This window comes from Paracoccus sp. S3-43, assembly GCF_029027965.1.
Classification (GTDB): domain Bacteria; phylum Pseudomonadota; class Alphaproteobacteria; order Rhodobacterales; family Rhodobacteraceae; genus Paracoccus.
Genome location: NZ_CP119082.1, coordinates 204656 through 228915 on the forward strand (window position 1 = coordinate 204656; position 24260 = coordinate 228915).

Consider the following 24260-nt stretch of genomic DNA (forward strand, 5'->3'; position numbering starts at 1 on the left):
CCCGTTGCGGCGCGGCCCGCGACCCCCTACATCGGGACGCATGGCACAGAACCGTTTTTCCCATGGCCCCGGCCCCTCGCAGCGCCAGCTTCGCGTGGGCGAGCTGATCCGCCGCACCCTGTCGGACGTGCTGCTGCGCGCCGGCGTGCACGACCCGGATCTCAACCGCCATTCGATCACCGTGGGCGAGGTCCGCACCTCGCCCGACCTGAAGGTGGCGACCGCCTATGTCCTGCCGCTGGGCGGTCACGATGCCGAGGACGCGCTGGCCGCCCTGCGCCGCAACGCGCCCGAACTGCGCCATCTGGTCGCCAAGGCGATGACGCTGAAATACGCGCCGCAACTGCGCTTCCAGCTGGACGAGACCTTCGACCGCATGGACGACACCCGCCGCCTGTTCGCCGAGGAACGCGTGCGCCGCGACGTGGAAGGCGCGGATGACGATTGACCTGCGTCCCCTGGGCGTGGCGGCCGGGATGCTGCTGGCGATGGCGATCCCGGCTGCGGCGGACGGCTGCGGGCGGATAACCCATGACGGCCAGGGCTATGTGGTGTGCGAGGTATCCGCCGATCAGGAACCCGCGCTGCGGCTGTGGCAGGACGGGCCGGACGGCCAGCCCTTGCGCAATTTCAACAATGTCCGCGCCACGCTGGCACAGGGCGAGAGCCTGGCCTTCGCGATGAACGCGGGCATGTATCACGCCGATTACCGCCCGGTGGGCCTGCTGGTCATCGACGGGGAGGAGTTGCAGCCCCTCGTCACCGGCGGCAGCAACGACAATTTCGGGATGCTGCCGAACGGCGTCTTCTGCACCGGCGGCGCGCGGCCCTTCCAGGTGATCGAAAGCCGCACCTTTGCCGCCGCCCGCCCCAACTGCCGCCTTGCCACGCAATCCGGGCCGATGCTGGTGATCGACGGCGACCTGCACCCGCGTTTTCTGGTCGATTCCGACAGCCGCTATATCCGCAACGGCGTCGGCGTGTCGCCCGACGGGCAGAGGGCGTGGTTCGCGATTTCCGACCGGGCGGTGACCTTCCACGAATTCGGGCGGCTGTTCCGCGACGGGCTGGGGGTGCGCGATGCGCTCTATTTCGACGGGTCGATCAGCAGGCTCTATGCGCCGGGGGTGAACCGGGCCGATTTCGGCCGGTCGCTGGGGCCGATCATCGGGCTGGTGGACAGCGCAGGTTGACCTTGCGCGGGCGGCTGGCTATGCCGCCGCCTTCCGTTTGCAAGGGGAGCCCATGGCACGCAAGAAGGGCCGCGACATCAATGGCTGGCTGATCGTGGACAAGCCCGCCGGGGTCGGATCGACCGCGGTGGTGGCCAAGGTCCGCTGGGCGCTGGATGCGAAGAAGGCGGGCCATGCGGGAACGCTGGATCCCGACGCGACCGGCGTCCTGGCCGTGGCCTTGGGCGAGGCGACCAAGACCGTCGCCACCATTACCGACGCGCTGAAATGCTATGACTTCACGGTCACCTGGGGGGCCGAGACGACGACCGACGACGCCTCGGGCGAGGTGCTGCGCCGGTCCGAGGCCCGGCCCGACCGTGCCGCCATCCAGGCCGCGCTGCCCGCCTTTACCGGCCAGATCATGCAGGTTCCCCCGGCCTTTTCCGCCGTCAAGGTCGATGGCCTGCGCGCCTATGACCTGGCGCGTGAGGGCGAGGAACTGGACCTGGCCGCCCGTCCCCTCTGGGTTGACAGCCTGAGCTTGCTGGATTGTGATCACAACACCGCGCGGTTTCAGATGGTTTGCGGCAAGGGCGGCTATGTCCGCTCCATCGCGCGCGACCTGGGCCGCACGCTCGGCTGCCTGGGCCATGTCGCGCATCTGCGCCGCATCTGGTCGGGGCCTTTCGACGCCAGCGAGGCGGTGCCCTTCGACCGCATCGACCGCGAGGCGCAGGACTGGCTCGACGGCCAGCTTCTGCCGCTGGAGGTGGCGCTGGCCGACCTGCCGATGCTGCGCGCCACGCCCGAGGGCGCGGTGCGGATCCGCAACGGCAATCCGGGACAGGTGACGGGCACGGCGGAATGGGGCGATCTGGTCTGGGTCGCGGATGCCAAGGGGCCGGTCTGCATCGGCCGCTATCAGGGTGGCACGGTGCAGCCGGAACGGGTATTCAACCTGTAGCCCGCTTTGGAGGGCGGGATCAGGAAACGCACTGCGTTTCCCCCGCCCTTCGCGCTACGGTGCAACCAGAGACGGCGCAGTCCCACGACCACGGAAGGCCGGCGCCCGCCGAGGGCGGGGCGGGCGCTGGCCGGGCCTTGAAGGCCCGGCGGTTCAGCTTGATATGGCGCGACGGGGGGAAGGCGATGGCCTTCGCCAACTCCGGTCGATCACCCCAGATAAGCCCGCAGCCCCGGCGGCGGATTGTCCAGCAGCGGCCCGGTCGCGACCGGCGGATGGGCCACGCCGTCATCGACCAGGATCGTCTGCGGGGCAAAGCTGCGGGCGTCGTCGGGATCATGCGTCACCATCAGCACCGTGGCCCTGGTCTGGTCGGCGATGCGCCCCAGCAGCCCCAGCATCTCGGCCTTCAGCGCCGGGCCAAGGGCCGCGAAGGGCTCGTCCAGCAGCAGCACCGGACGCGCCCGCAGCAGCACGCGGGCCAGGGCCACGCGGCCTTGCTGGCCGCCCGACAGGTTGGCGGGGCGGCGATTCTCCATCCCCTCCAACCCGACCTCGGCCAGAACCTGCGCCACGCGGCAGCGCTGGGGTTCGGACAGCCGCAGGTCGGGGCGCAGGCCCAGGCCCACGTTCTGCGCCACCGTCAGGTGCGGGAACAGGTTCTGGTCCTGGAACAGCATCGACACCGGACGCCGCCCCGGCGGCAGGGCGGTGATGTCCTGACCGGCCAGCCGGATCCGCCCACGATCCAGCGCCAGGAACCCGCCCACCAGCGACAGCAGCGTGGATTTTCCCGACCCCGACGGGCCGATCACCGCCACCCGCGCGCCCGCTTCGACGGTCAGGTCGGCGGTCAGGCTGAAGGCGCCGCGCGTCGCGCGGAGGGCGTCGAATTCAAGCAAGGCGGCCCCCCTTGTCGAAGATCCAGAACAGCCCGAAGCTGATCGCCATCAGCAGCACCGCGCAAGCCGCCGCATCGTCCATGCGATAGGCGTTCATCAGCTGATACAGCTGCAAGGGCAGCGTCGGCCGGTCGGCGGCGAACAATGTGATCACACCCAGATCGCCCATCGCCAAGGCCGCCGCCAGCCCGCCCGCGAAGCCCAGCGGCCGGGCCAGGCGCGGCAGGGTCAGCAGCCGCAGCCGCGCCAGCCCGCGCAGATCCAGCGAATCGGCCAGCCGCCCATAGTCCTGATGCAGGCTCCGCGCCGCCGGGATCAGAGCCCGCAGGCCGAAGGGCAGGGCCATGACCGCGTTGATCGCGACCGTCACCGGCAGCGCCATCGCCTGCGGCGCGACCCAGGGGCGCAGCAGGATGAACAGCCCGGTCCCCAGCACCAGGGGCGAGGCGATCAGCGGCAGCATCCCCGCCGCCTCGATCCAGCGCATCCGCCCGCGCGCCAGCGACAGGGCCAGCACCAGCGACAGGATCAGCGCCAGCAGGGCCGAGATCAGCGCCATGACGATGGACCGCAGCGCGGCCTCCCACATCTCGGGCGGCAGGGCGGGGATGCGGGGCAGGCCGCGCGCCGTGACCGCCGCCATCGGCCAGATCAGGAAGCCCGCCGCCCCTGTGATCACAAGCGCATCGGCCAGCCGCCGCCAGCCCCCCGGCACGGCGGGGTGGTGGGCCGCGTCCAGCCCCGCCCCGAACGCTGCCGGGATCGCGATCCATCGGGCCAGGCCCATCGCCGCCACGCAGATCGCGATCTGGATCAGCCCCAGGCTGGCCGCCCGGCCCAGGTCGAAATCGAAGCGGAAGGCCTGATAGATCGCCAGTTCCACGGTCGTCGCGCGCGGCCCGCCGCCAAGCGCCAAGGCGACGGTGAAGCTGGTCAGGCAGACCAGGAACACCGCCAGCCAGACACCCGGCAGCACCGCCCGCAGCATCGGCCGTTCCAGATGCCGCGCGGTGTCGCGGGGGGCAAAGCCCAGCGACGCGGCCAGACGGAAGCGTTCCGCCGGGATCGCCTGCCAGCCTTGCAGGATCAGCCGCACCGACAGCGGCAGGTTGAAGAAGACATGCGCCAGAATCACCCCCTGCCAGCCATAGATGCTGACCTCGGGCAGGCCGATCAGGCGCAGGGCGTCGTTCACCGCGCCGCTGCGGCCGAAGACCGCGATCAGCCCCATGATCGCCACGATCACCGGCAGGATGAAGGGCGCGCCCAGCAGCGTGACCAGAACCCCGCGCCCCGGAAAGCGCCGCCGGGCCAGGGCGCGCGCCACCGGGACCGCCAGGGCCGCCGACAGCGTGGCCGATACTGCCGCCTGCCAGATCGTGAACCACACCGCGCGCCAGTCCCAGGGGCCAAGCCCCGTCAGCCCCCGCGCGGACCAGGTGACGGCGGTCAGCGTGCCCAGGATCAGCAGCCCCAGGCCGGTGGCGACGGCTGCGCCCCCGACCTCGGCTCGCGTCAGCCGGAAAATGCCCGCAACCATTCGTCAAGCGCGGGCTGTCGCAGCGCCTCGGCCTCGTCCTCGGTATAGAACAGGGTCTTTTCGGGGCGCGGCAGGCCGCGCATCACCTGCGGCCATTCGGCCTGCGGTAGCTTGGCGGGCAGCGACCAGTTCGCCAGCGGGATCACCCGCTGAAAGTCGGGCGTCAGGATCCAGTCCATGAATTGCTGCGCCAGTTCCGGCTGGTCGGTGGTGCGGACCTGCGCCGCCACCTCGGCCATGAAGTAATGGCCTTCGGGGAAGATCGCGGCCTTCTTGGTCCGGTCGTTTTCGGAGGCGATGTGATAGGCGGGCGATGTCGTATAGGACAGGACCATGTCGGCCTCTCCTTCCGTGAACATGCCGTAGGATTCCGACCAGCCCTTGGTCACGGTCAGCACCTTGGGCGCCAGCTTCGCCCAGGCGTCCGGCGCCTTGTCGCCATAGACAGCCTTGACCCACAGCAGCAGCGCCAGCCCCGAGACCGAGGACCGCGGATCCTGGATCACGATCTTCAGGTCGTCCGGCGCGTCCAGCAGGTCGGCGAAGCTTTCGGGCGGGTTTTCCAGACGCGTCTCGTCATAGACGAAGGCGGTTTCGCCCCAATTGTAAGGCAGGAAGATCGGATCGGTCCATGCGATCGGCAGCGACAGATCGGACGTATCCTGCCCATGCGGCGCGAACAGGCCGGATGCGCGGGCGCGCGCGGTGACGTCGGTGTTCAGGCCGAAGACGATATCGGCTTCGGTCCGCTCGCCCTCCATCAGCAGGCGGGACAGCTCGTCGCCGGACAGGAAGCGCAGGTCGCAGGCGCAGAAGGCCTCGAACCCCTGCTCGATCTTCGGGCCGGGGCCCCATTCGCTGGTGATGGATTCGCCCGCATAGACGGTCAGGACCGGCTTGTCCTGCGCGAAGGCCGGGGTCGCGGCCAGCAGGGCCATCATCAGGGGGATCTTCATCGCTGCCTCCTCTCATGGGATTACGAAAGAAAGGACAGCGCCACCTTCCCTCCGCCGGTGTTAGCCGGATCAGGTTCAACGGGTCCGCGTCGCCGCGTCTCAGCCGGATGGCTCCCCGAGGTTCTGCTGAATGTAGGGATTTCACGCGGGCACGCAAGCCGCTAGAACAGCGGCCATGACGAAGGACGTGACCGATCAACCCACCCCGATGATGGCGCAATACCTGGCGATCCGGGACGCCAATCCCGGCGCGCTGCTGTTCTATCGGATGGGCGATTTCTACGAGATGTTCTTCGACGACGCCATCGCGGCATCCGCCGCGCTGGACATCGCGCTGACGAAGCGCGGCACGCATCGGGGCGAACCGATCCCGATGTGCGGCGTGCCGGTCCATGCGGCGGAATCCTATCTGCTGACGCTGATCCGCAAGGGGTTCCGCGTGGCCATCGCCGAGCAGATGGAGGATCCGGCCGAGGCGAAGAAGCGCGGGTCCAAATCGGTGGTGGCCCGCGACGTGGTGCGGCTGGTCACGCCCGGCACCCTGACCGAGGAATCGCTGCTGGAGGCCCGGCACCACAACTATCTGGCGGCCTTCGCGCAGGTGCGCGAGGACTGCGCGCTGGCCTGGGTGGATATTTCCACGGGCGCCTTTCAGGTGATGGACTGCCCGCTGCCGCGCCTGGCCCCGGAACTGGCGCGGCTGGCGCCCCGCGAATTGCTGGCCTGCGACGGGTCGGGGCTGGACGATCTGGCGGCGGATGCGGGGGCGGCGTTGACCGACCTGCACGCATCCGCCTTCGACAGCGCGGCGGGGCGGCGGCGGCTGTGTGCGCTGTATGGGGTCGAGACGCTGGACGGGTTCGGCAGCTTCACCCGCGCGGAACTGGCGGCGATGGGGGCCATCGTCGATTACCTGGATCTGACGCAGAAGGGCAAGCTGCCGCTGCTGCGCCCGCCGCTGCGCGAACGGGCGGGCGGGGCGATGCAGATCGACGCGGCGACCCGGCGCAACCTGGAACTGACCCAGGCCCTGTCCGGCGGGCGCGAGGGATCGCTGCTGGCGGCCATCGACCGCACGGTGACGGCACCGGGCGCGCGGCTGCTGGAACGCCGCATCGGTGCGCCAAGCCGCGATCTGGCGCTGATCCATGCGCGGCAGGACGCGGTGGCCTCGCTGGTGGACGATCCGCGCCTGATGGCCGATCTGCGGGACGCGCTGGCGCGCGTGCCCGACATGGACCGGGCGCTGTCGCGGCTGGCGCTGGACCGGGGCGGGCCGCGCGATCTGGCGGCGATCCGGGCGGGGCTGTCGCAGGGCGCGGCCATCGCGGCGCGCCTGGCCGGCGACGCCGTGCCGGTGCTGCGTGAGGCCGCGCGCGACCTGACCGGGCAGGATGACCTGATCCGGCTGCTGGACGACGCGCTGGTGGCCGAACCGCCGCTGCTGGCCCGCGACGGCGGATTCGTGGCGGCGGGCCATGACGCCGACCTGCACCAGACCCGCCGGTTGCGCGACGAGGGGCGCGGCGTGATCGCCGGGATGCAGGCCGATTATGCGGCGCTGGCCGGGGTGCCAAGCCTGAAGATCAAGCACAACAATGTGCTGGGCTATTTCATCGAGACGACCACCACCCATGCCGAACGCATGATGGCCCCGCCCCTGAACGCGACCTTCATCCACCGCCAGACCACCGCCAACCAGATCCGCTTCACCACCGTCGATCTGTCGGAACTGGAGACCCGGATCCTCAACGCCCGCGACCGCGCGCTGGAGATCGAGCGGGGCATCTTCGACCGCCTGCGCGCCGCCGTGCTGGACCGCGCGGCGCAGATCGGCCAGGCGGCCCGCGCCCTGGCCGAGATCGACCTTGCCGCCGCCTTCGCCGACATCGCCACGGGCGAGGGCTGGATCCGTCCGCAGGTCGATGACAGCCGCGCCTTTGTCATCGAGGGGGGCCGCCACCCGGTCGTGGAACGCGCCCTGAAGCGCAAGGCGCAGGCCTTCGTCGCCAACGACTGCGCGCTGACCGAGGGCATGACTCCGGCGATCTGGCTGCTGACCGGGCCGAACATGGCCGGGAAATCGACCTTCCTGCGCCAGAACGCGCTGATCGCCGTGCTGGCGCAGGCCGGGGCCTTCGTGCCCGCGCGCCGCGCCCATATCGGCTTGGTCAGCCAGCTGTTCAGCCGCGTGGGCGCCGCCGACGATCTGGCGCGGGGCCGGTCCACCTTCATGGTGGAAATGGTGGAAACCGCCGCGATCCTCAACCAGGCCGACGACCGCGCCCTGGTGATCCTGGACGAGATCGGGCGCGGAACCGCGACCTGGGACGGCCTGTCCATCGCCTGGGCGGTGATGGAGCATCTGCATCAGGCGAATCGCTGCCGCGCGCTGTTCGCGACCCATTACCACGAGATGACGGCCCTGTCGGCCAAGCTGGACGGCGTGGACAATGCCACCGTCGCGGTGCGCGAATGGGACGGCGAGGTGATCTTCCTGCACGAGGTCAGGAAGGGCGCGGCCGACCGCAGCTATGGCGTGCAGGTGGCGCGGCTGGCGGGGCTGCCCGCATCCGTGGTGGACCGCGCCCGCTCCGTGCTGGACGCGCTGGAATCGGGCGAACGCGAGGGCGCGGCCCGCCCCGCCGCGCTGATCGACGACCTGCCGCTGTTCCGCGCCCCCCCACCCGCGCCGCCGCCCGCCAGGGCGAAACCGAGCCCGCTGGACGCGCGGATGAAGGATATCCATCCCGACGCCCTCACCCCGCGCGAGGCGCTGGACCTGATCTATGAACTCAAGGCCCTGACCGGAGAGACCGCATGAGCTACAACACCTTCGGCCGCGCATTCCGGTTCACCACCTGGGGCGAAAGCCACGGCCCCGCCCTGGGCGCGACCGTTGACGGCGTGCCGCCCGGCGTGGCGCTGGACGAGGGGTTTATCCAGCAATTCCTGGACCGCCGCCGCCCCGGCACCTCGAAACACACCACCCAGCGGCGCGAGGCCGATCAGGTCCGCATCCTGTCGGGCGTCTTCGAGGGCCGCACCACCGGCACGCCCGTCCAGCTGATGATCGAGAATACCGACCAGCGGTCGAAGGATTACGGAGAGATCGCGCAGGCCTTCCGTCCGGGACATGCCGACATCACCTATCACCTGAAATACGGCCATCGCGATTATCGCGGCGGCGGGCGTTCGTCTGCCCGCGAAACCGCGGCGCGGGTCGCGGCGGGAGGCGTGGCCCAGGCGGTGCTGCGCGATCTGCTGCCCGACCTGCGGATCACCGGATACATGGTGCAGATGGGCGCCCTGCATCTGGACCGCGCGAAATTCGACGCGCGCGCCATCGGCGACAACCCGTTCTTCCTGCCCGACGCGACGGCGGTGGATCAGTGGTCCGATTATCTGGACGCCATCCGCAAGGCGCAGGACAGCGTCGGCGCCGCAGTGGAGGTGCTGGTCGAGGGCTGTCCCCCCGGCCTGGGCGCGCCGGTCTATGCCAAGCTGGACACCGACCTTGCCGCCGCGATGATGTCGATCAATGCCGTGAAGGGCGTCGAGATCGGCGAGGGAATGGCGGCGGCCGCCCTGACCGGCACCGACAATGCCGACGAGATCCGCATGGGCAATGACGGCCCGATCTATCTGTCGAATCACGCGGGCGGCATCCTGGGGGGCATCAGCACCGGCCAGCCGATCATCGTCCGCTTTTCGGTCAAGCCGACCAGTTCCATCACCACGCCGCGCCGAACCATCGACCGCCACGGGCGCGACATCGACCTGATCACCAAGGGCCGCCACGACCCCTGCGTGGGCATCCGCGCGGTGCCCGTGGCCGAGGCGATGGCGGCCTGCGTGATTCTGGACCACCTGCTGATGGACCGCGCCCAGACCGGCGGCGCGCGCGGCCGGATCGGCTGATTGTCACAATTTCGGCGCGGAATCGCCATGAATCCGCGACTTGTCACACGACTGTCATGTTTCTTTCGCACAAGCGTCACCTGTGGCGCTTAGGTCACGCACAGCCCCACTCTGGGCGTGAAGTAACAGGAGAGATCCATGTCCACCGTGAAATTCACCGTCTCGGCCCTGGCCGTGATCGCCGCCTCGGCCACCGCCGCTGCCGCCCGCGATCAGGTTCAGGTGTCGGGCTCGTCCACCGTCCTGCCCTATTCCACCATCGTGGCCGAACTGTTCGGTGAGAACGCCGGTTTCCCCGTTCCGGTCGTGGAATCCGGCGGCACCGGCAGCGGCTTGCAGAAATTCTGCGAGGGCGTCGGCGAAAACACCATCGACATCGCCAATGCCAGCCGCCCGATCCGCGACAAGGAACGCGAGGCCTGCACCGCCAACGGCGTGACCGACATCATGGAAGTCCGTATCGGCTATGACGGGATCGTCTTCGCCAACGCCGCCAGCGGCCCGGACTTCACCTATACCCCCGCCGACTGGTTCAACGCCCTGTCCGCCAAGGTGGTCAAGGACGGCCAGGTCGTCGACAACCCGAACACCACCTGGGACCAGGTGAACCCGGATCTGCCCCAGCAAGAGATCCTGGCCTTCATCCCCGGCACCAAGCACGGCACCCGCGAGGTCTTCGAAGAGAAGGTGATCGCGGCGGGCTGCGAGGAATCGGGCGCGCTGGAAGCCTTCAAGGCCTCGGGCATGGACGAGGACGCGGCCGAGGAAGCCTGCACCACGCTGCGCACCGACGGCAAGGCCGTGGACATCGACGGCGATTACACGGAAACGCTGGCCCGCATCGAAAGCTCGCCCAACGGCATCGGCGTGTTCGGCCTGTCCTTCTATGAAAACAACACCGACAAGCTGAAGGTCGGCACGATCAGCGGCGTCACCCCGTCGACCGAAACCATCGCCTCGGGCGAATACCCGGTGTCGCGCCCGCTGTTCTTCTATGTGAAGAAGGCGCATATCGGCGAAATCGCCGGCCTGAAGGAATTCGTCGAATTCTTCGTCTCGGACGAGGTTGCCGGTCCCGACGGCCCGCTGGCCGAATACGGCCTGGTCTCGGACCCGGAACTGGCCGCAACCCAGGAAGCCGTCGCCAACGAAACCACCATGCAATAACGCTTAAGGCGGGCGGCGCGGGTGATCCGTGCCGCCCGTCCTTCCCGTTCCTCATGAAGGACCGCCCGAATGCCGCTGTCATGGGCCGTTTTCGCAAGTTTCCTGCTGGCTGCCGCCGGCTATGTCATTGGCCGCAGTCGCGCCCTCGCGGCGGCCGGCCCGGATATCCGCAAGCTGCACAGCCGTCCGACCTATCACGGCTACAGCGTCGCGCTGACCGCGCTGCTGCCGCCGCTGGCCGTGCTGGTCGTCGCCTCGATCCTGCGCATGGCGGGGGTGCTGTCCGATAATTCCGGTTCCGTCGCCGGCCTGGTGGTGCTGGCCGTCGCCGTGGCCGGGCTGGGCCTGGGCGTGATGCGCGTCGGCCGGGAGTTCCAGGCCCGCAACGCGGTCGAACGGATGGTGCTGGGCCTGCTGATGCTGTGTTCGCTGATCGCCATCGTCACCACGGCGGGGATCGTGCTGTCGCTGGTCTTCGAGACCGGGCGCTTCTTCCAGCTTTACGACTGGAAAACCTTCTTCTTCGGCACCGAATGGACGCCGCGCTTCCAGGGCAATTCGCAGCTGGGCATCGTGCCGCTGCTGTGGGGTACGCTGTATATCAGCTTCATCGCGCTGCTGGTCTCGGTCCCCATCGGGCTGTTCGCGGCGATCTACATGTCGGAATACGCCACCCGCCGGGTCCGCAGCATCGCCAAGCCCGCGATCGAGGTGCTGGCCGGGATCCCGACCATCGTCTATGGCCTGTTCGCCCTGATCACCGTCGGGCCGCTGCTGCGCGATTACTTTGCGCAACCGCTGGGCCTGGGCAATTCGGGGTCGTCGGTGCTGACGGCGGGGCTGGTGATGGGCATCATGCTGATCCCCTTCGTCAGCTCGCTGTCCGACGACATCATCAACGCCGTGCCGCAAAGCCTGCGCGACGGCGCCCTGGGCCTGGGATCCACGCCCTCGGAAACCGTGCGCCAGGTGGTGCTGCCCGCGGCCCTTCCGGGCATCGTCGGCGCCGTCCTGCTGGCCGCGTCCCGCGCCATCGGCGAGACGATGATCGTGGTGCTGGGCGCGGGTGCCGCCGCGCAGATGAGCCTCAACCCGCTGGAGGCGATGACCACGATCACCGTCAAGATCGTCAGCCAGTTGACCGGCGACAGCGACTTCAACTCGCCCGAGACGCTGGTGGCCTTCGCCCTGGGGCTGACGCTGTTCGTCATTACCCTCGCCCTCAATGTGGTCGCGCTCTACATCGTGCGCAAATATCGCGAGCAGTACGAATGACCGACATGCCGCTTTCCAAGCCCGCCGCCGCGCCCGCGCGCCGCACCGGATCGCTGCTGGCCAAGGACGCCCGCACCCGCCGCCGCAACGCCGCCGAAAGCCGTTTCCGCGGATATGGCGTCGCTGCAATCGCGATTTCCATGATCGCGCTTGTGGTGCTGCTGGCGACGATCCTGCGCGACGGGTCGGGCGCTTTCCGCCAGACCTACCTGAACATCCCCGTGACGCTGGACGCCGCCGCCCTGGATCCCAAGGGCAACCGCGACCCCGAGGAGATGGCCAAGGTTCTGACCCTGGCCTATGGCCGGGTGCTGGATACCGCCGTCGAGGCGACGGTCGCCCGCCACGGCATCCAGATCGAGGGGCTGACCGAAAAGGACATCGACAGCCTGATTTCCAAGGACGCCTCGGCCCAGGTTCGCGACCGTGTGCTGGCCGATCCCGACCTGATCGGCCAGACCGTCGATTTCGACGTGCTGGTGGGGGGCCGGATCGACGGCTTCTTCAAGGGCCGCGTCACCATGGACAGCGCCGCGCGCGACGGCAACACCTCGCCCCAGCAGTTGCAGCTGGCGCAGGAACTGGCCGACCGGGGCGAGATGGTCACCCGCTTCAACTGGAACTTCCTGACCAATGCCGATGCCTCGGACCAGCGTCCCGAAGCCGCCGGCGTGGGCATCGCCATCCTGGGATCGTTCTACATGATGCTGGTGGTGCTGGTCCTGGCCGTGCCGATCGGCGTCGCCGCCAGCATCTATCTTGAGGAATTCGCCCCCAAGAACCGCCTGACCGACGTGATCGAGGTCAATATCTCGAACCTGGCCGCGGTGCCGTCCATCGTCTTCGGGATCCTGGGCCTGGCCGCCTTCATCAACTTCCTGGGCCTGCCGCAATCGGCGCCCATCGTCGGCGGCCTGGTGCTGACCCTGATGACGCTGCCGACGATCATCATCTCGACCCGCGCGGCGCTGAAGGCGGTGCCGCCGTCGATCCGCGACGCCGCGCTTGGCGTCGGCGCGTCGAAGATGCAGTCGGTGTTCCACCACGTCCTGCCGCTGGCGATGCCGGGCATCCTGACCGGCACCATCATCGGCCTGGCCCAGGCCTTGGGCGAGACCGCGCCCTTGCTGCTGATCGGCATGGTGGCCTTCGTGCGCAACTTCCCCGACGGGTTGCCGGGCGGGCTGATGGATCCGGCCTCGGCCCTGCCGGTGCAGGTCTACAACTGGACGCAGCGGTCGGACCCGGCCTTCATCGAACGGGCGTCAGGGGCGATCATCGTGCTGCTGGTCTTCCTGCTTTGCATGAACCTGCTTGCCATCTGGCTGCGCCGCAAGTTCGAACGCCGCTGGTAATCGGACCGAGAGAGGACATTATGATGTACGACATAAACCGCGCGGAGACCGCCGTGACCCAGACAGACATCAAGATCTCGGCCCGCAAGGTCCAGGTCTATTACGGCGACAAGCACGCGCTGAAGGATGTCGACGTGGACATCCAGGACAAGACCGTGACCGCCTTCATCGGCCCCTCGGGCTGCGGCAAGTCGACCTTCCTGCGCTGCATCAACCGCATGAACGACACGATCCCCATCGCGCGCGTCGAGGGCCAGATCCTGCTGGACGGCGAGGATATCTATGACCGCCGCGTCGATCCGGTGCAGCTGCGCGCCAAGGTCGGCATGGTGTTCCAGAAGCCGAACCCCTTCCCCAAGTCGATCTATGACAACGTGGCCTACGGCCCCCGCATCCACGGGCTGTCGCGCAGCCGTGCGGAGCTGGACGCCATCGTCGAAAAGGCCCTGCGCGGCGCCGCCCTGTGGAACGAGGTCAAGGACCGCCTGCAGGAACCCGGCACCGGCCTGTCCGGCGGCCAGCAGCAGCGCCTGTGCATCGCCCGCGCCGTCGCCACCTCGCCCGAGGTTCTGCTGATGGACGAGCCGTGTTCGGCCCTCGATCCCATCGCCACGGCCCAGGTCGAGGAACTGATCGAGGAACTGCGCAGCCAGTTTTCCGTGGTGATCGTCACCCATTCGATGCAGCAGGCCGCCCGCGTCAGCCAGAAGACCGCCTTCTTCCACCTGGGCAGCCTGGTCGAGTACGGCGATACCGACGACATCTTCACCAAGCCGCAGGACAGCCGGACCGAGGCTTATATCTCGGGCCGGATCGGCTGAGGCAGCAAAAGGGCAGGATCCATGAACCGCGAAAAACATATCTCGTCGGCCTTCGACCGCGACCTGGAAACCATCCAGGCCCTTGCCGTCAAGATGGGCGGCATGGTCGAGGCCGCGATCCAGGACGCCGCGACCGCCCTGGAAACCCGCGACGAAGAGCTGGCCGAACAGGTCCGCCGCCGAGACAAGTCCGTCGACGCGCTTGAACTGCAACTGAACGAGGATGCCGCCCGGCTGATCGCCCTGCGCGCGCCGACCGCCACCGACCTGCGCATGGTGCTGGCGGTGATGAAGATCTCGCATTCGCTGGAACGGATCGGCGACTATGCCAAGAACATGGCCAAGCGCACCCATGTCCTGTCGCAGATGCCGCCCATCGAGGGCGCGGGCCTGGCCCTGCGCCGGATGAGCACGGCCGTCGGCCAGATGGTCCAGGACGCGCTGGACAGCTATATCCGCCGCGACGCGCAACTGGCCGAGGACGTGCGCCAGCGCGACCTGGAAGTGGATCAGATGTATAATGCGCTGTTCCGCGAATTCCTGACCCACATGATGGAGGATCCGCGCAACATCACCGCCTGCATGCACCTGCATTTCATCGCCAAGAACGTCGAGCGCATGGGCGATCTGGCCACCGCCATCGCCGAACAGGTGATCTATCTGGTTCTCGGCGAATTGCCCGACGATTCGCGCCCCAAGGACAACAGCGTGCCGTTCGTCGAGACGGACGCGACCACCGGGGGCTGAGGCGATGGCGCGGCAAGCCCCCTGCGTCCTGGTGGTCGAAGATGAAGGCGCGCAGCGCGAGGTTCTGCAATACAACCTGGAAGCCGAGGGTTTCGCGGTCGTGGTTGCCGACAATGGCGAGGACGCGCTGCTGCTGGTCCAGGAGGAGCAGCCCGACCTGATGGTGCTGGACTGGATGCTGCCCAAGGTCTCGGGGATCGAGGTCTGCCGCCAGGTCAAGGCCGACCCCGCGACCCGCGGCATCCCGATCATCATGCTGTCGGCGCGCAGCGAGGAAACCGACCGCGTGCGGGGCCTGGAAACCGGGGCCGACGATTATGTGGTGAAGCCTTATTCCGTGGTGGAACTGATGGCGCGGCTTCGCACCCAGCTGCGCCGCACCCGGCCTGCCAGCATGGGCGAACGCCTGTCCTTCGCCGACATCATCCTGGATGCCGCCGAACACCGCGTCTTTCGCGCGGGCCAGGCGCTGCATTTGGGACCGACCGAATTCCGGCTGCTGTCCACGCTGATGGAAAAGCCGGGCCGGGTCTGGACCCGCGAACAGCTGCTGGACCGGGTCTGGGGCCGCGACATCTATGTGGATACGCGCACCATAGACGTGCATGTGGGCCGGCTGCGTAAGGCGCTGATGCAGAACGGCGGCAACAACCCGGTGCGCACGGTGCGCGGCACCGGCTATTCGCTGGGCTGATTGGTGGGCTGATTGGCGGGTTGACCTGCGGGCCGGGCGGCCAGGAAGTCCAGCACCTCGGCCCTGGTCGGGATCGCCTCGCCCGCGCCGTGCCGCGTGACCTTCAGCGCGGCGGCGGCGGAAGCCAGCCGCAGGGCCTGGGGAATCGGATCGCCGCGATCCAGCGAGGCCGCGAAATACCCCGCGAACGTATCGCCCGCGCCCGTGGTATCGATCGGATCGACGGGAAACGCCGCCTGCCGATGCACCGTGCCGGTGGCCAGATCGCGATATTCCGCACCCTCTCCGCCTCGGGTGATCAGCAGGCCCTCGACCGGCAGGTCGCCGGGGATGGCGGCGAACAGCGCCTCGGCCTCGCCCGCGTTCATCGCCAGGATCGAGACATGGGGCAGGATCGCCCGCAGGGCGGCGATGTCGAAGGGCGCGGCGGAATAGATCACGCGGGCGCCAGCCTGCCGGGCGGCGCGCGCGGCCTCGACCTGGCAACTGGTTTCGTTCTGGACCAGCAGCGTATCGCCCGCCACGATTTCCGATAGCGGATCAGCCAGCATCGCGGGCGTCAGCGCCCGGTTGGCGCCGGGATGGATGACGATGGCGTTTTCGGCCTGCCCGTCCAGCAGGATGATGGCATGGCCGGTGGCCTGGTCCGCCATCCGCAGGATGTCGGTGGTGACGACGCCCCGCCGCGACAGCCGGTCGATCACCCAGTCGTCGGCCGGACCCATGGCGCCCAGGTGATGGGTGTCGGCGCCCGCGCAGGCCGCCGCGACCGACTGGTTCGCGCCCTTGCCGCCCAGCCCCTGGACATAGCGGGATGCGGCCAGCGTCTCTCCGGGTCGCGGCAGGTGGTCCAGCCGATAGACATGGTCGATATTGATCGACCCCAGGTTCCAGATTGCCATAAGACCGCCCCCTCCGCTGCCTGGCGCGATGTTGCCGGAAGCGCGCGGCTTGTCCAGCCCGGCCGCGCAATGGAAAACGCGCCCCGCTGGGGGCGCGTCCGGTTCGTCGAACTGCGGGTCACTGCTTGCGGTGCAGCTTGCGCTTGTGCGGCGCCCACAGCCGCTTGTTGGTCAGATACAGCAGCGAGGTCAGCACGATCAGGAACAGCACCGACACCAGGCCGACCTGCTTGCGGTCGGTCAGCTTGGGTTCGGCGGTCCACATCAGGAAGGCCGACACGTCGCGGGCCATCTGGTCGACCGTCGCGGGGGTGCCGTCCTCATAGGTCACCAGATCGTCCGACAGCGGCGGCGGCATGGCGATGTTGCCGCTGGCGAAGGCGGTGTTCTGATAGAAGACGCTGCCCGCCTGTTCCACGTCCTCGCCGGTATAGCTGGTGAGGATGGCGTGGATGTATTCCGGCCCGCCGATGCCGCGCAGGAACTGGTTGATGCCGGTGCCCTGCGGACCATGGAAGCCCGCGCGGGCCTTGGCCATCAGCGACAGATCCGGGCCCATGCCATCGCCCGACACGGTCGGGAAATGGTCGGTCGGCAGGCGCGGGCGCTCCTCGCCGGTCTCGGGATCCAGGATCGGCGTCAGGTTCGCCGCATAGGCGCGGACCTGATCTTCCGGCAGGCCGGGGCCGCCATTGTCGTGCAGCGTGCGGATCGGCACGAACTTCAGGCCGTGGCAGGCCGCGCAGACCTCGGTATAGACCTGCAAGCCGCGCTGAAGCTGGAACTGGTCGTATTTGCCGAACGGCCCTTCGAAGCTGAACGAGATGTCCTCGATATGCGGGGCGCCGTGGCTGGCGGCGGCGTGTTCTTCCCCGGCCGCCCCCTCGACGTCGTCATGGCCTTCCTCGGCCACCACGGTCTCGGTCGTCTCGGCCGGAGCGGCGGCCTCCTCGCCCTCGGTCACCTGCACGGCATCCGCGGCCGGTTCACCGGCCGCCTCCGGCTCGGCGGCCTCGGCGGCAGGTTCCTCGGCGGCAGGTTCCTGGGCCGGGGTGCCCTCGGCAGCCGGGGCTTCAGCCGCGGGTTCCTCCGCAGCGGGGGCCTCTTCGACAGCAGGTTCTTCGGCGGCAGGTTCTTCGGCTGCGGGGTCTTCGGCCGCAGGCGCTGCCTCGGCCGCCGGTTCCTCGGCGGCGGGGGCCGCTTGGGCAGGCGCGGGCGCCGCCGCGTCCGCAGCAGGCTCGGCCGCAGTGTCGGCCCCCGTGTCGGGCGCAGTGTCGGGCGCGGTGTCGGCGGTGGCCGACGGCGCGGCGGGTGCCTCCATCGGGGTCTGCTCGGCCGGGGCCGGAGTCGATGTCGGCTCGGACGACTGGGTGGGGGCGGTCGCGCTTTCCCCGGTCGGGGATTGCCCGGACCCGGCTTCCGCCGGGGCGGCGGGCGTCTGGGCCGGAGCCTGCCCGGCGGGGGCAGGGGTCGCGGCCGGTTCGGACGACTGCTGCGTCCCGGTCGGTTGCTGGACCGGGGCGGGCGTGGCCGCGTCCTGCGCCAGGGCATAGCCCCCCGCAGAGATCGCCAGCGCCAGAGCAGCCGAGAGCGTCTTGGTTCTCAGGGTCATTGTCCGGCTCTCCTTACTCGGCCATGCGCGTGGGCGAATCGTAATGCGCGAGGTAGTCTTCCTCGATCGTGGCGGGCATCGGCTCGGGTTTCTCGATCACGCCCAGCAGGGGCAGGATGATCAGGAAATAGGCGAACCAATAGGCCGAGGCGACCAGCGAGATCGAGGCATAGGGTTCCTCGGCCGGCATCGCGCCGCACCACATCAGCAGCATGAAGTCGAAGGCCAGAAGCCAGAACCACCACTTGAACTGCGGGCGATAGCGGCCCGAGCGCACGCGGCTGGTGTCCAGCCAAGGCACCAGAGCCATGACCAGGATCGCGCCGAACATGGCCAGAACGCCGAAGAACTTGGCGTCGATGATGCCGAAGGACAGGAACTGGACGATCTGCACGATCCAGACATCCGCCGTGAAGGCGCGCAGGATCGCGTAGAAGGGCAGGAAATACCATTCCGGCACGATATGGGCGGGCGTCGCCAGCGGGTTGGCCTCGATATAGTTGTCGGGGTGGCCCAGATAGTTCGGCATGAAGCCCACGACCGCGAAGAACACGATCAGCACGAGGCCAAGCGCGAACAGATCCTTCATCACGAAATAGGGCCAGAAGGGCAGGGTGTCCTTATCCGCCTCTTCCTTGCTGGCGCGGCGCACCTCGACCCCGGTGGGGTTGTTGTTGCCGGTGGTGTGGAAGGCCCAGATATGCACGGCGACCAGGGCCGCGATCACGAAGGGCAGCAGATAATGCAGCGAGAAGAAGCGGTTCAGCGTGGCGTTGTCAACGGCCGGTCCGCCCAGCAGCCATTGCTGGATGGCCCCGCCGATGCCGGGAATGGCGCCGAACAGGCCGGTGATGACGGTCGCGCCCCAGAAGGACATCTGGCCCCAGGGAAGCACATAGCCCATGAAGGCGGTGCCCATCATGCACAGATAGATCAGCATCCCCACGATCCAGGTCACCTCGCGCGGGGCCTTGTAGCTGCCGTAGTAGAGGCCGCGGAAGATGTGGATATAGACCGCGCAGAAGAACAGCGAGGCGCCGTTGGCGTGCAGATAGCGCAGCATGTAGCCGCCGTTCACGTTGCGCATGATATGTTCGACGGAGGCGAAGGCCAGGTCGACATGCGGCGTGTAGTGCATCACCAGGACGATGCCGGTGACGATTTGCAGGACCAGGCAGAAGGCCAGGACGATGCCCCAGATCCACCACCAGTTCAGGTTCTTCGGCGTGGGGATCATCAGCGTGTCATAGACCAGGCTGACGATCGGCAGGCGGCGGTGGAGCCATTTCTCGAAGCCTGTCTTCGGCTCGTAATGGTCGTGCGGAATTCCGGCCATGCGAAGCCTCCTCAGCCCAGCTGGATGGTGGTGTCGCTGATGAATTCAGCGACGGGGATATGCAGGTTCTGCGGCGCGGGCCCGCGCCGGATGCGCCCGGCGGTGTCGTAATGCGAGCCGTGGCAGGGGCAGAACCAGCCGCCGAAATCGCCGGCGCCGTCGCCGATGGGAACGCAGCCCAGATGCGTGCAGACGCCGATCTGGACCAGCCATTCCCCGGCCTCGTCCAGGGTGCGGTTCTGGTCGGTGGCCGGTTCGCCCGGCTTGTTGGCGTTTTCCGCGTTCTGGTCGATCAGGTCGTTCAGATCGACGGCGCGGCCCGCCTCGATCTCCTCGGGCGTGCGGCGGCGGATGAACACGGGCTTGCCCAGCCATTTGACGGTCAGTTGCGTGCCTTCCGCGACGCCGCTGACATCGACCTGGATCGAGGCGAGCGCCTGGACATCGGCCGAGGGGTTCATCTGGTTCACAAGCGTCCAGGCGGCGGCTCCGGCAGCCACCGTGCCTGCGCCCGCCGTGGCATAATAGAGGAAATCCCTCCGGGTGCCTACGTGTTCGTCTGCGTGGGACACGGGTCATTCTCCAATTCGGGCCGGGGACCGGCCGATACGACAATCCGGGCCGCGCATCGTCGCAGCCTTCGCGCCCGCGGTTCTAGCCTTCAATTCTGCGTCAGTCCAGCGGGTAAGCCCCGCCCTGCCGGTCCATTCCCCTGCCGCTGTTGGAAAATTGTCGCGGGCATTTCGTCGCAGGGTCGGGCGCGCAGGGGGCTTTCAGCCCCCTCGGCCGCGATCGCGGCCTTCACCCCCCGAGGATATTTTCATGAAGAAGAACCTAGAGGAGGCCCTGGCTGCGGAAGGACAGTTCGCGCGACTTGCCGATGATCAGGTGGTCGTGGATGGTGATTCCCATGCTGTCGGCGGCCTGGGCGATGCGGGCGGTCATGGTGATGTCGGCATCCGACGGGGTGGGATCGCCCGAAGGATGGTTGTGGACCAGGATCAGCGCCGAGGCGTTCAGTTCCAGGGCGCGGCGGATGATCTCTCGCGGGTAGACCGGGACATGATCGACGGTGCCCCGCGCCTGTTCCTCGTCCGCGATCAGCACGTTCTTGCGGTCGAGATAGAGGACGCGGAACTGCTCGATCTCGCGATGCGCCATGGCGGTGTGGCAGTAATCCAGCAGCGCGTCCCAGCCCGACAGGACAGGGCGGTGCATGACGCGGGCGCGGGCCATGCGCTGTGCCGCGGCCTCGACGATCTTGAGTTCGGTGATGACGGCGGGGCCGACCCCCTCGATCTGGTCCAGCCGGGCGGCGGGGGCGGTCAGCACGCGGTTGAAGTCGCCGAAGGTTTCGATCAGCCGCCGGGCCAGGTGCTTCACGTCCTGGCGGGGGATGGCGCGGAACAGCACCAGTTCCAGCAATTCATAGTCCGGCATGGCGGTGGCGCCGCCCTGCATGAAGCGGTCGCGCAGCCGGGCGCGGTGATCGGCCAGATAGGACGGCGCCTTGCCCTGGGGCAGCGGCAGCGGCGGCGCCTCGTCCGGGGCGGGCGCGAACAGCGGCAGGGGCATTTCGCCAAAGGTACGATTCGGATCCATGAACGCAGCATGGACCCGTGCCGGTGAAGAAAAGGTTAACGCAGGATCAGCGCGTCATGCCGTCCCAGAAGCTTTTGACCTTGTTGAAGAAACTGTCCGACTGCGGGCTGTTGTCGGCCTGCTCGGCCTCGAATTCGCGCAGCAGGTCGCGCTGCCGGGCGGTCAGGTTCACCGGCGTTTCCACGGTCAGTTCGATCAGCATGTCGCCCGGTTCGCCCGATGCGCCGGGACCGTGGCGCAGCGGCGGCATCCCCTTGCCGCGCAGGCGCATCTGGCGGCCGGACTGGCTGCCCGCCGGAACCTTCACGCGGGCGCGGCCGCCGTCGATGGTGGGCACCTCGACCTCGCCGCCCAGGGCGGCGGTGGCCATGCTGACGGGCACCTGGCAGGCCAGGATCTTGCCGTCGCGCAGGAAGATCGGGTGGTCCTGAACCTCGATGAAGATATAGAGATCGCCTGCGGGACCGCCGCGCAGCCCGGCCTCGCCCTCTCCGGCAAGGCGGATGCGGGTGCCGGTCTCGACACCCGCGGGGATGTTCACGGACAGGGTGCGTTCGCGTTCGATGCGGCCGGTGCCCTGGCAGGCCGGGCAGGGATTCTTGATGATCTGGCCCAGGCCGCCGCAGGTCGGGCAGGTGCGTTCGACGGTGAAAAAGCCCTGTTGCGCCCGGACCTTGCCCATGCCCCCGCAGGTCGGGCAGGTGGCGGGCTGGGTCGCGCCCTCGGCCCCGGTGCCCGCGCATTCGTCGCAAGCGACCGAGCCGGGAACGGTGATGGATTTCTTGAGGCCGGTATAGGCGTCTTCCAGGCTGACGCGCAGGTTATAGCGCAGATCCTGGCCGCGTTGCGCGCGGGTCCGGCCGCCGCCGCCCCGGCGTCCCATCATATCGCCGAACAGATCCTCGAACACATCGGCGAAGGCGGTGCCGAAATCGCCCGGATGCGCGCCGCGCCCGCCGAAACCGCCGCCGCCGCCGCCCTCGAAGGCGGCATGGCCGAACCGGTCATAGGCCGCCTTCTTATGGTCGTCCTTCAGGCAATCATAGGCCTCGTTCGCCTCCTTGAAGCGGGTTTCGGCCTGGGGATTGTCCTTGTTGCGGTCGGGATGCAGTTCCTTCGCCTTCTGGCGATAGGCTTTCTTGATTTCCTCGGCCGAGGCCCCGCGCGTCACGCCCAGAACCTCGTAATAGCAGCGCTTGGCCATCTTTCGTCCTGTCTGGTTCCCCAACGAAAGGGCCGGCCCGCGTCATTCGGCGGACCGGCCCGAGAGGGTGCGGCCCGGATCAGCCGCGCTTCTTGTCTTCGCCGAGATCCTCGAAATCGGCGTCCACGATGTCGTCGTCGACGTTGCGGGGCTGGTCGCCCTCATCGTCGCCGCCGTCAGAGGCGGACTGCTGCGATTTGTAGATCGCCTCGCCCAGCTTCATCGACGCATCCATCACGTTCTGGATGCCGCCGCGGATCTTGCCCGCGTCGTCCGATTTCAGCGATTCCTCAAGCGCGCCGACGGCCAGTTCGATCGCCTCGACGGTCGAGCTGTCCACCTTGTCGCCGTGATCCTCGAGCGATTTCTTGGTCGAATGGATCAGGCTTTCGGCCTGGTTCCGGGCCTCGACCAGTTCGCGGCGCTGCTTGTCGGCATCGGCATTGGCTTCGGCGTCCTTCACCATCCGCTCGATATCCTCGTCGGTCAGGCCGCCCGAGGCCTGGATGGTGATGTTCTGGGTCTTGCCGGTGCCCTTGTCCTTGGCCGAAACCGAGACGATGCCGTTGGCGTCGATGTCGAAGGTCACCTCGATCTGCGGCAGGCCGCGCGGCGCGGGCGGGATGTCCTCCAGGTTGAACTGGCCCAGCAGCTTGTTGTCGGCGGCCATTTCCCGTTCGCCCTGGAAGACCCGGATCGTCACGGCGTTCTGGTTGTCCTCGGCGGTCGAGAAGATCTGCGACTTCTTGGTCGGGATCGTGGTGTTGCGGTCGATCAGGCGGGTGAACACGCCGCCCAGGGTCTCGATCCCCAGCGACAGCGGCGTCACGTCCAGCAGGACCACGTCCTTCACGTCGCCTTGCAGAACGCCCGCCTGGATGGCGGCGCCCAGGGCCACGACCTCATCGGGGTTGACGCCCTTGTGGGGTTCCTTGCCGAAGAACTCGGTCACCGCCTCGATCACCTTGGGCATCCGGGTCATGCCGCCGACCAGGACGATCTCGTCGATGTCGGATTTGGACACGCCCGCGTCCTTGATGGCGTCGGCGACCGGCTTCATGGTGCGCTTGATCAGGTCGCCCACCAGGCTTTCCAGCTTGGCGCGGGTCAGTTTGATGACCAGGTGCAGCGGCGTGCCGCTGTTCTTGTCCATCGAGATGAACGGCTGGTTGATCTCGGTCTGGCTGGAGGACGACAGTTCGATCTTGGCCTTTTCGGCGGCTTCCTTCAGGCGCTGCAACGCCATCTTGTCGCGGGTCAGATCGACGCCGTGTTCCTTTTTGAACTCGTCGGCCAGATAGTTGACGATCCGCATGTCGAAGTCTTCGCCGCCCAGGAAGGTGTCGCCGTTCGTGGACTTCACCTCGAACAAGCCGTCGTCGATTTCCAGGATGGTGATGTCGAAGGTGCCGCCGCCCAGGTCATAGACCGCGATGGTCTTGCTGTCCTTCTTGTCCAGCCCATAGGCCAGCGCGGCCGCGGTCGGTTCGTTGATGATGCGCAGGACTTCCAGGCCGGCGATCTTGCCCGCGTCCTTGGTCGCCTGACGCTGGGCGTCGTTGAAATAGGCGGGGACCGTGATGACGGCCTGCGTCACCGTCTCTCCCAGATAGGATTCGGCGGTTTCCTTCATCTTCTGGAGGATCATCGCGCTGACCTGCGCGGGGGAATATTTCTCGCCCTTCACCTCGACCCAGGCGTCGCCATTGCCGCCGTCCACGATGTTGTAGGGGACGAGCTTCTTGTCCTTCTCAACAGCCTCGTCGCCGATGCGGCGGCCGATCAGGCGCTTGACCGCGAAGACGGTGTTGGTGGGGTTGGTGACGGCCTGGCGCTTGGCGGGCTGGCCGACCAGGCGTTCGCCATCCGTGAAGCCCACGATGGAGGGCGTGGTGCGGGCGCCTTCGCTGTTCTCGATGACCTTGGGCTGGCTGCCGTCCATGATCGCGACGCAGCTGTTGGTGGTGCCGAGGTCGATGCCGATGACTTTTGACATGCTTGTTTCCTTCTTGCGGCGATTCCAGAGGGCTTCAGGTCCGTTATGGCCCCCGAGGCCCGATCCCAAATGCGGTTCCAGGTCCGGGAAC

General features: G+C 68.0%; 21 protein-coding genes and 1 riboswitch. Of the genes, 11 read left to right on the forward strand and 10 right to left on the reverse strand.

Going from position 1 to position 24260, the window contains the following annotated elements:
* Positions 1–40 precede the first annotated feature (40 nt).
* From rbfA to truB, 3 genes are read left to right on the forward strand one after another with little or no spacing between them, the layout of a single operon-like run.
* Positions 41–448, forward strand: coding sequence for a 30S ribosome-binding factor RbfA (gene rbfA / locus PXD02_RS00985; RefSeq protein ID WP_275105129.1), 408 nt, complete (start codon positions 41–43; stop codon positions 446–448).
* Positions 438–1193 (forward strand): phosphodiester glycosidase family protein, encoded by a 756-nt coding sequence (locus tag PXD02_RS00990; RefSeq protein WP_275105130.1) that lies wholly within the window; start codon positions 438–440, stop codon positions 1191–1193. The genes rbfA and PXD02_RS00990 overlap by 11 nt, the downstream gene beginning before the upstream one ends.
* A gap of 52 nt (positions 1194–1245) precedes the next feature.
* On the forward strand, positions 1246–2139 hold the full coding sequence (truB, locus tag PXD02_RS00995) for a tRNA pseudouridine(55) synthase TruB (RefSeq protein WP_275105131.1): 894 nt from the start codon (positions 1246–1248) through the stop codon (positions 2137–2139).
* A 209-nt stretch (positions 2140–2348) separates the two neighbouring features.
* Here truB and PXD02_RS01000 read toward each other — a convergent pair whose 3' ends face one another.
* The 3 genes from PXD02_RS01000 to PXD02_RS01010 are packed head-to-tail and all read right to left on the reverse strand — an operon-like array spanning position 2349 to position 5537.
* Positions 2349–3041, reverse strand: a complete 693-nt coding sequence (locus PXD02_RS01000; RefSeq protein WP_275105132.1) for a thiamine ABC transporter ATP-binding protein — start codon at positions 3039–3041, stop codon at positions 2349–2351.
* Complete coding sequence (locus PXD02_RS01005; protein WP_275105133.1) at positions 3034–4581, reverse strand: ABC transporter permease family protein; 1548 nt, start codon at positions 4579–4581, stop codon at positions 3034–3036. Before PXD02_RS01005 ends, PXD02_RS01000 begins: the two co-directional genes overlap by 8 nt.
* Positions 4557–5537 carry a thiamine ABC transporter substrate-binding protein gene (locus tag PXD02_RS01010; protein WP_275105134.1) on the reverse strand — a complete coding sequence of 327 codons (981 nt, stop codon included), beginning with the start codon at positions 5535–5537 and terminating at the stop codon, positions 4557–4559. Before PXD02_RS01010 ends, PXD02_RS01005 begins: the two co-directional genes overlap by 25 nt.
* 29 nt (positions 5538–5566) lie before the next feature.
* A riboswitch (TPP riboswitch) is annotated at positions 5567–5665 on the reverse strand.
* 80 nt (positions 5666–5745) lie between these two features.
* Here PXD02_RS01010 and mutS point away from each other — a divergent pair.
* The 8 genes from mutS (at position 5746) to phoB (ending at position 15517) form a co-directional block, all read left to right on the forward strand.
* Positions 5746–8361 carry a DNA mismatch repair protein MutS gene (mutS, locus tag PXD02_RS01015; protein ID WP_275106331.1) on the forward strand — a complete coding sequence of 872 codons (2616 nt, stop codon included), beginning with the start codon at positions 5746–5748 and terminating at the stop codon, positions 8359–8361.
* A complete protein-coding gene (aroC, locus tag PXD02_RS01020) occupies positions 8358–9458 on the forward strand; it encodes a chorismate synthase (RefSeq protein WP_275105135.1) in 1101 nt (366 codons plus the stop codon). Before mutS ends, aroC begins: the two co-directional genes overlap by 4 nt.
* Positions 9459–9596: 138 nt before the next feature.
* The gene (locus PXD02_RS01025; RefSeq protein WP_275105136.1) at positions 9597–10625 is read left to right on the forward strand and encodes a substrate-binding domain-containing protein; all 1029 of its coding nucleotides are present in this window, start codon (positions 9597–9599) and stop codon (positions 10623–10625) included.
* A 69-nt stretch (positions 10626–10694) separates the two neighbouring features.
* Positions 10695–11900, forward strand: a complete 1206-nt coding sequence (pstC, locus tag PXD02_RS01030; protein ID WP_275105137.1) for a phosphate ABC transporter permease subunit PstC — start codon at positions 10695–10697, stop codon at positions 11898–11900.
* Positions 11897–13255, forward strand: a complete 1359-nt coding sequence (gene pstA, locus PXD02_RS01035) for a phosphate ABC transporter permease PstA (protein ID WP_275105138.1) — start codon at positions 11897–11899, stop codon at positions 13253–13255. The genes pstC and pstA overlap by 4 nt, the downstream gene beginning before the upstream one ends.
* Positions 13256–13278: 23 nt before the next feature.
* Positions 13279–14076 carry a phosphate ABC transporter ATP-binding protein PstB gene (gene pstB / locus PXD02_RS01040; RefSeq protein ID WP_275106332.1) on the forward strand — a complete coding sequence of 266 codons (798 nt, stop codon included), beginning with the start codon at positions 13279–13281 and terminating at the stop codon, positions 14074–14076.
* Between the two features lie 21 nt (positions 14077–14097).
* The gene (gene phoU / locus PXD02_RS01045; protein WP_275105139.1) at positions 14098–14823 is read left to right on the forward strand and encodes a phosphate signaling complex protein PhoU; all 726 of its coding nucleotides are present in this window, start codon (positions 14098–14100) and stop codon (positions 14821–14823) included.
* Between the two features lie 4 nt (positions 14824–14827).
* On the forward strand, positions 14828–15517 hold the full coding sequence (gene phoB / locus PXD02_RS01050) for a phosphate regulon transcriptional regulator PhoB (RefSeq protein WP_275105140.1): 690 nt from the start codon (positions 14828–14830) through the stop codon (positions 15515–15517).
* Here phoB and PXD02_RS01055 read toward each other — a convergent pair.
* The 7 genes from PXD02_RS01055 to dnaK all read right to left on the reverse strand — a co-directional run bounded on the left by PXD02_RS01055 (position 15502) and on the right by dnaK (position 24169).
* Positions 15502–16419 (reverse strand): ribokinase, encoded by a 918-nt coding sequence (locus PXD02_RS01055; RefSeq protein WP_275105141.1) that lies wholly within the window; start codon positions 16417–16419, stop codon positions 15502–15504. The genes phoB and PXD02_RS01055 overlap by 16 nt on opposite strands.
* Before the next feature lie 118 nt (positions 16420–16537).
* The gene (locus PXD02_RS16755; RefSeq protein WP_342759367.1) at positions 16538–18031 is read right to left on the reverse strand and encodes a cytochrome c1; all 1494 of its coding nucleotides are present in this window, start codon (positions 18029–18031) and stop codon (positions 16538–16540) included.
* Between the two features lie 13 nt (positions 18032–18044).
* Complete coding sequence (gene petB / locus PXD02_RS01065; RefSeq protein WP_275105142.1) at positions 18045–19367, reverse strand: cytochrome b; 1323 nt, start codon at positions 19365–19367, stop codon at positions 18045–18047.
* Between the two features lie 11 nt (positions 19368–19378).
* Positions 19379–19939: a ubiquinol-cytochrome c reductase iron-sulfur subunit gene (gene petA, locus PXD02_RS01070; protein WP_275105143.1), complete on the reverse strand. Its 561-nt coding sequence runs from the start codon at positions 19937–19939 to the stop codon at positions 19379–19381.
* A gap of 262 nt (positions 19940–20201) precedes the next feature.
* Entirely contained in the window at positions 20202–20969 is a 768-nt protein-coding gene (gene radC / locus PXD02_RS01075; protein ID WP_275105144.1) for a RadC family protein, read from the reverse strand.
* A gap of 46 nt (positions 20970–21015) precedes the next feature.
* A complete protein-coding gene (dnaJ, locus tag PXD02_RS01080; protein ID WP_275105145.1) occupies positions 21016–22173 on the reverse strand; it encodes a molecular chaperone DnaJ in 1158 nt (385 codons plus the stop codon).
* Between the two features lie 79 nt (positions 22174–22252).
* A complete protein-coding gene (gene dnaK / locus PXD02_RS01085; RefSeq protein ID WP_275105146.1) occupies positions 22253–24169 on the reverse strand; it encodes a molecular chaperone DnaK in 1917 nt (638 codons plus the stop codon).
* Positions 24170–24260: the final 91 nt, after the last annotated feature.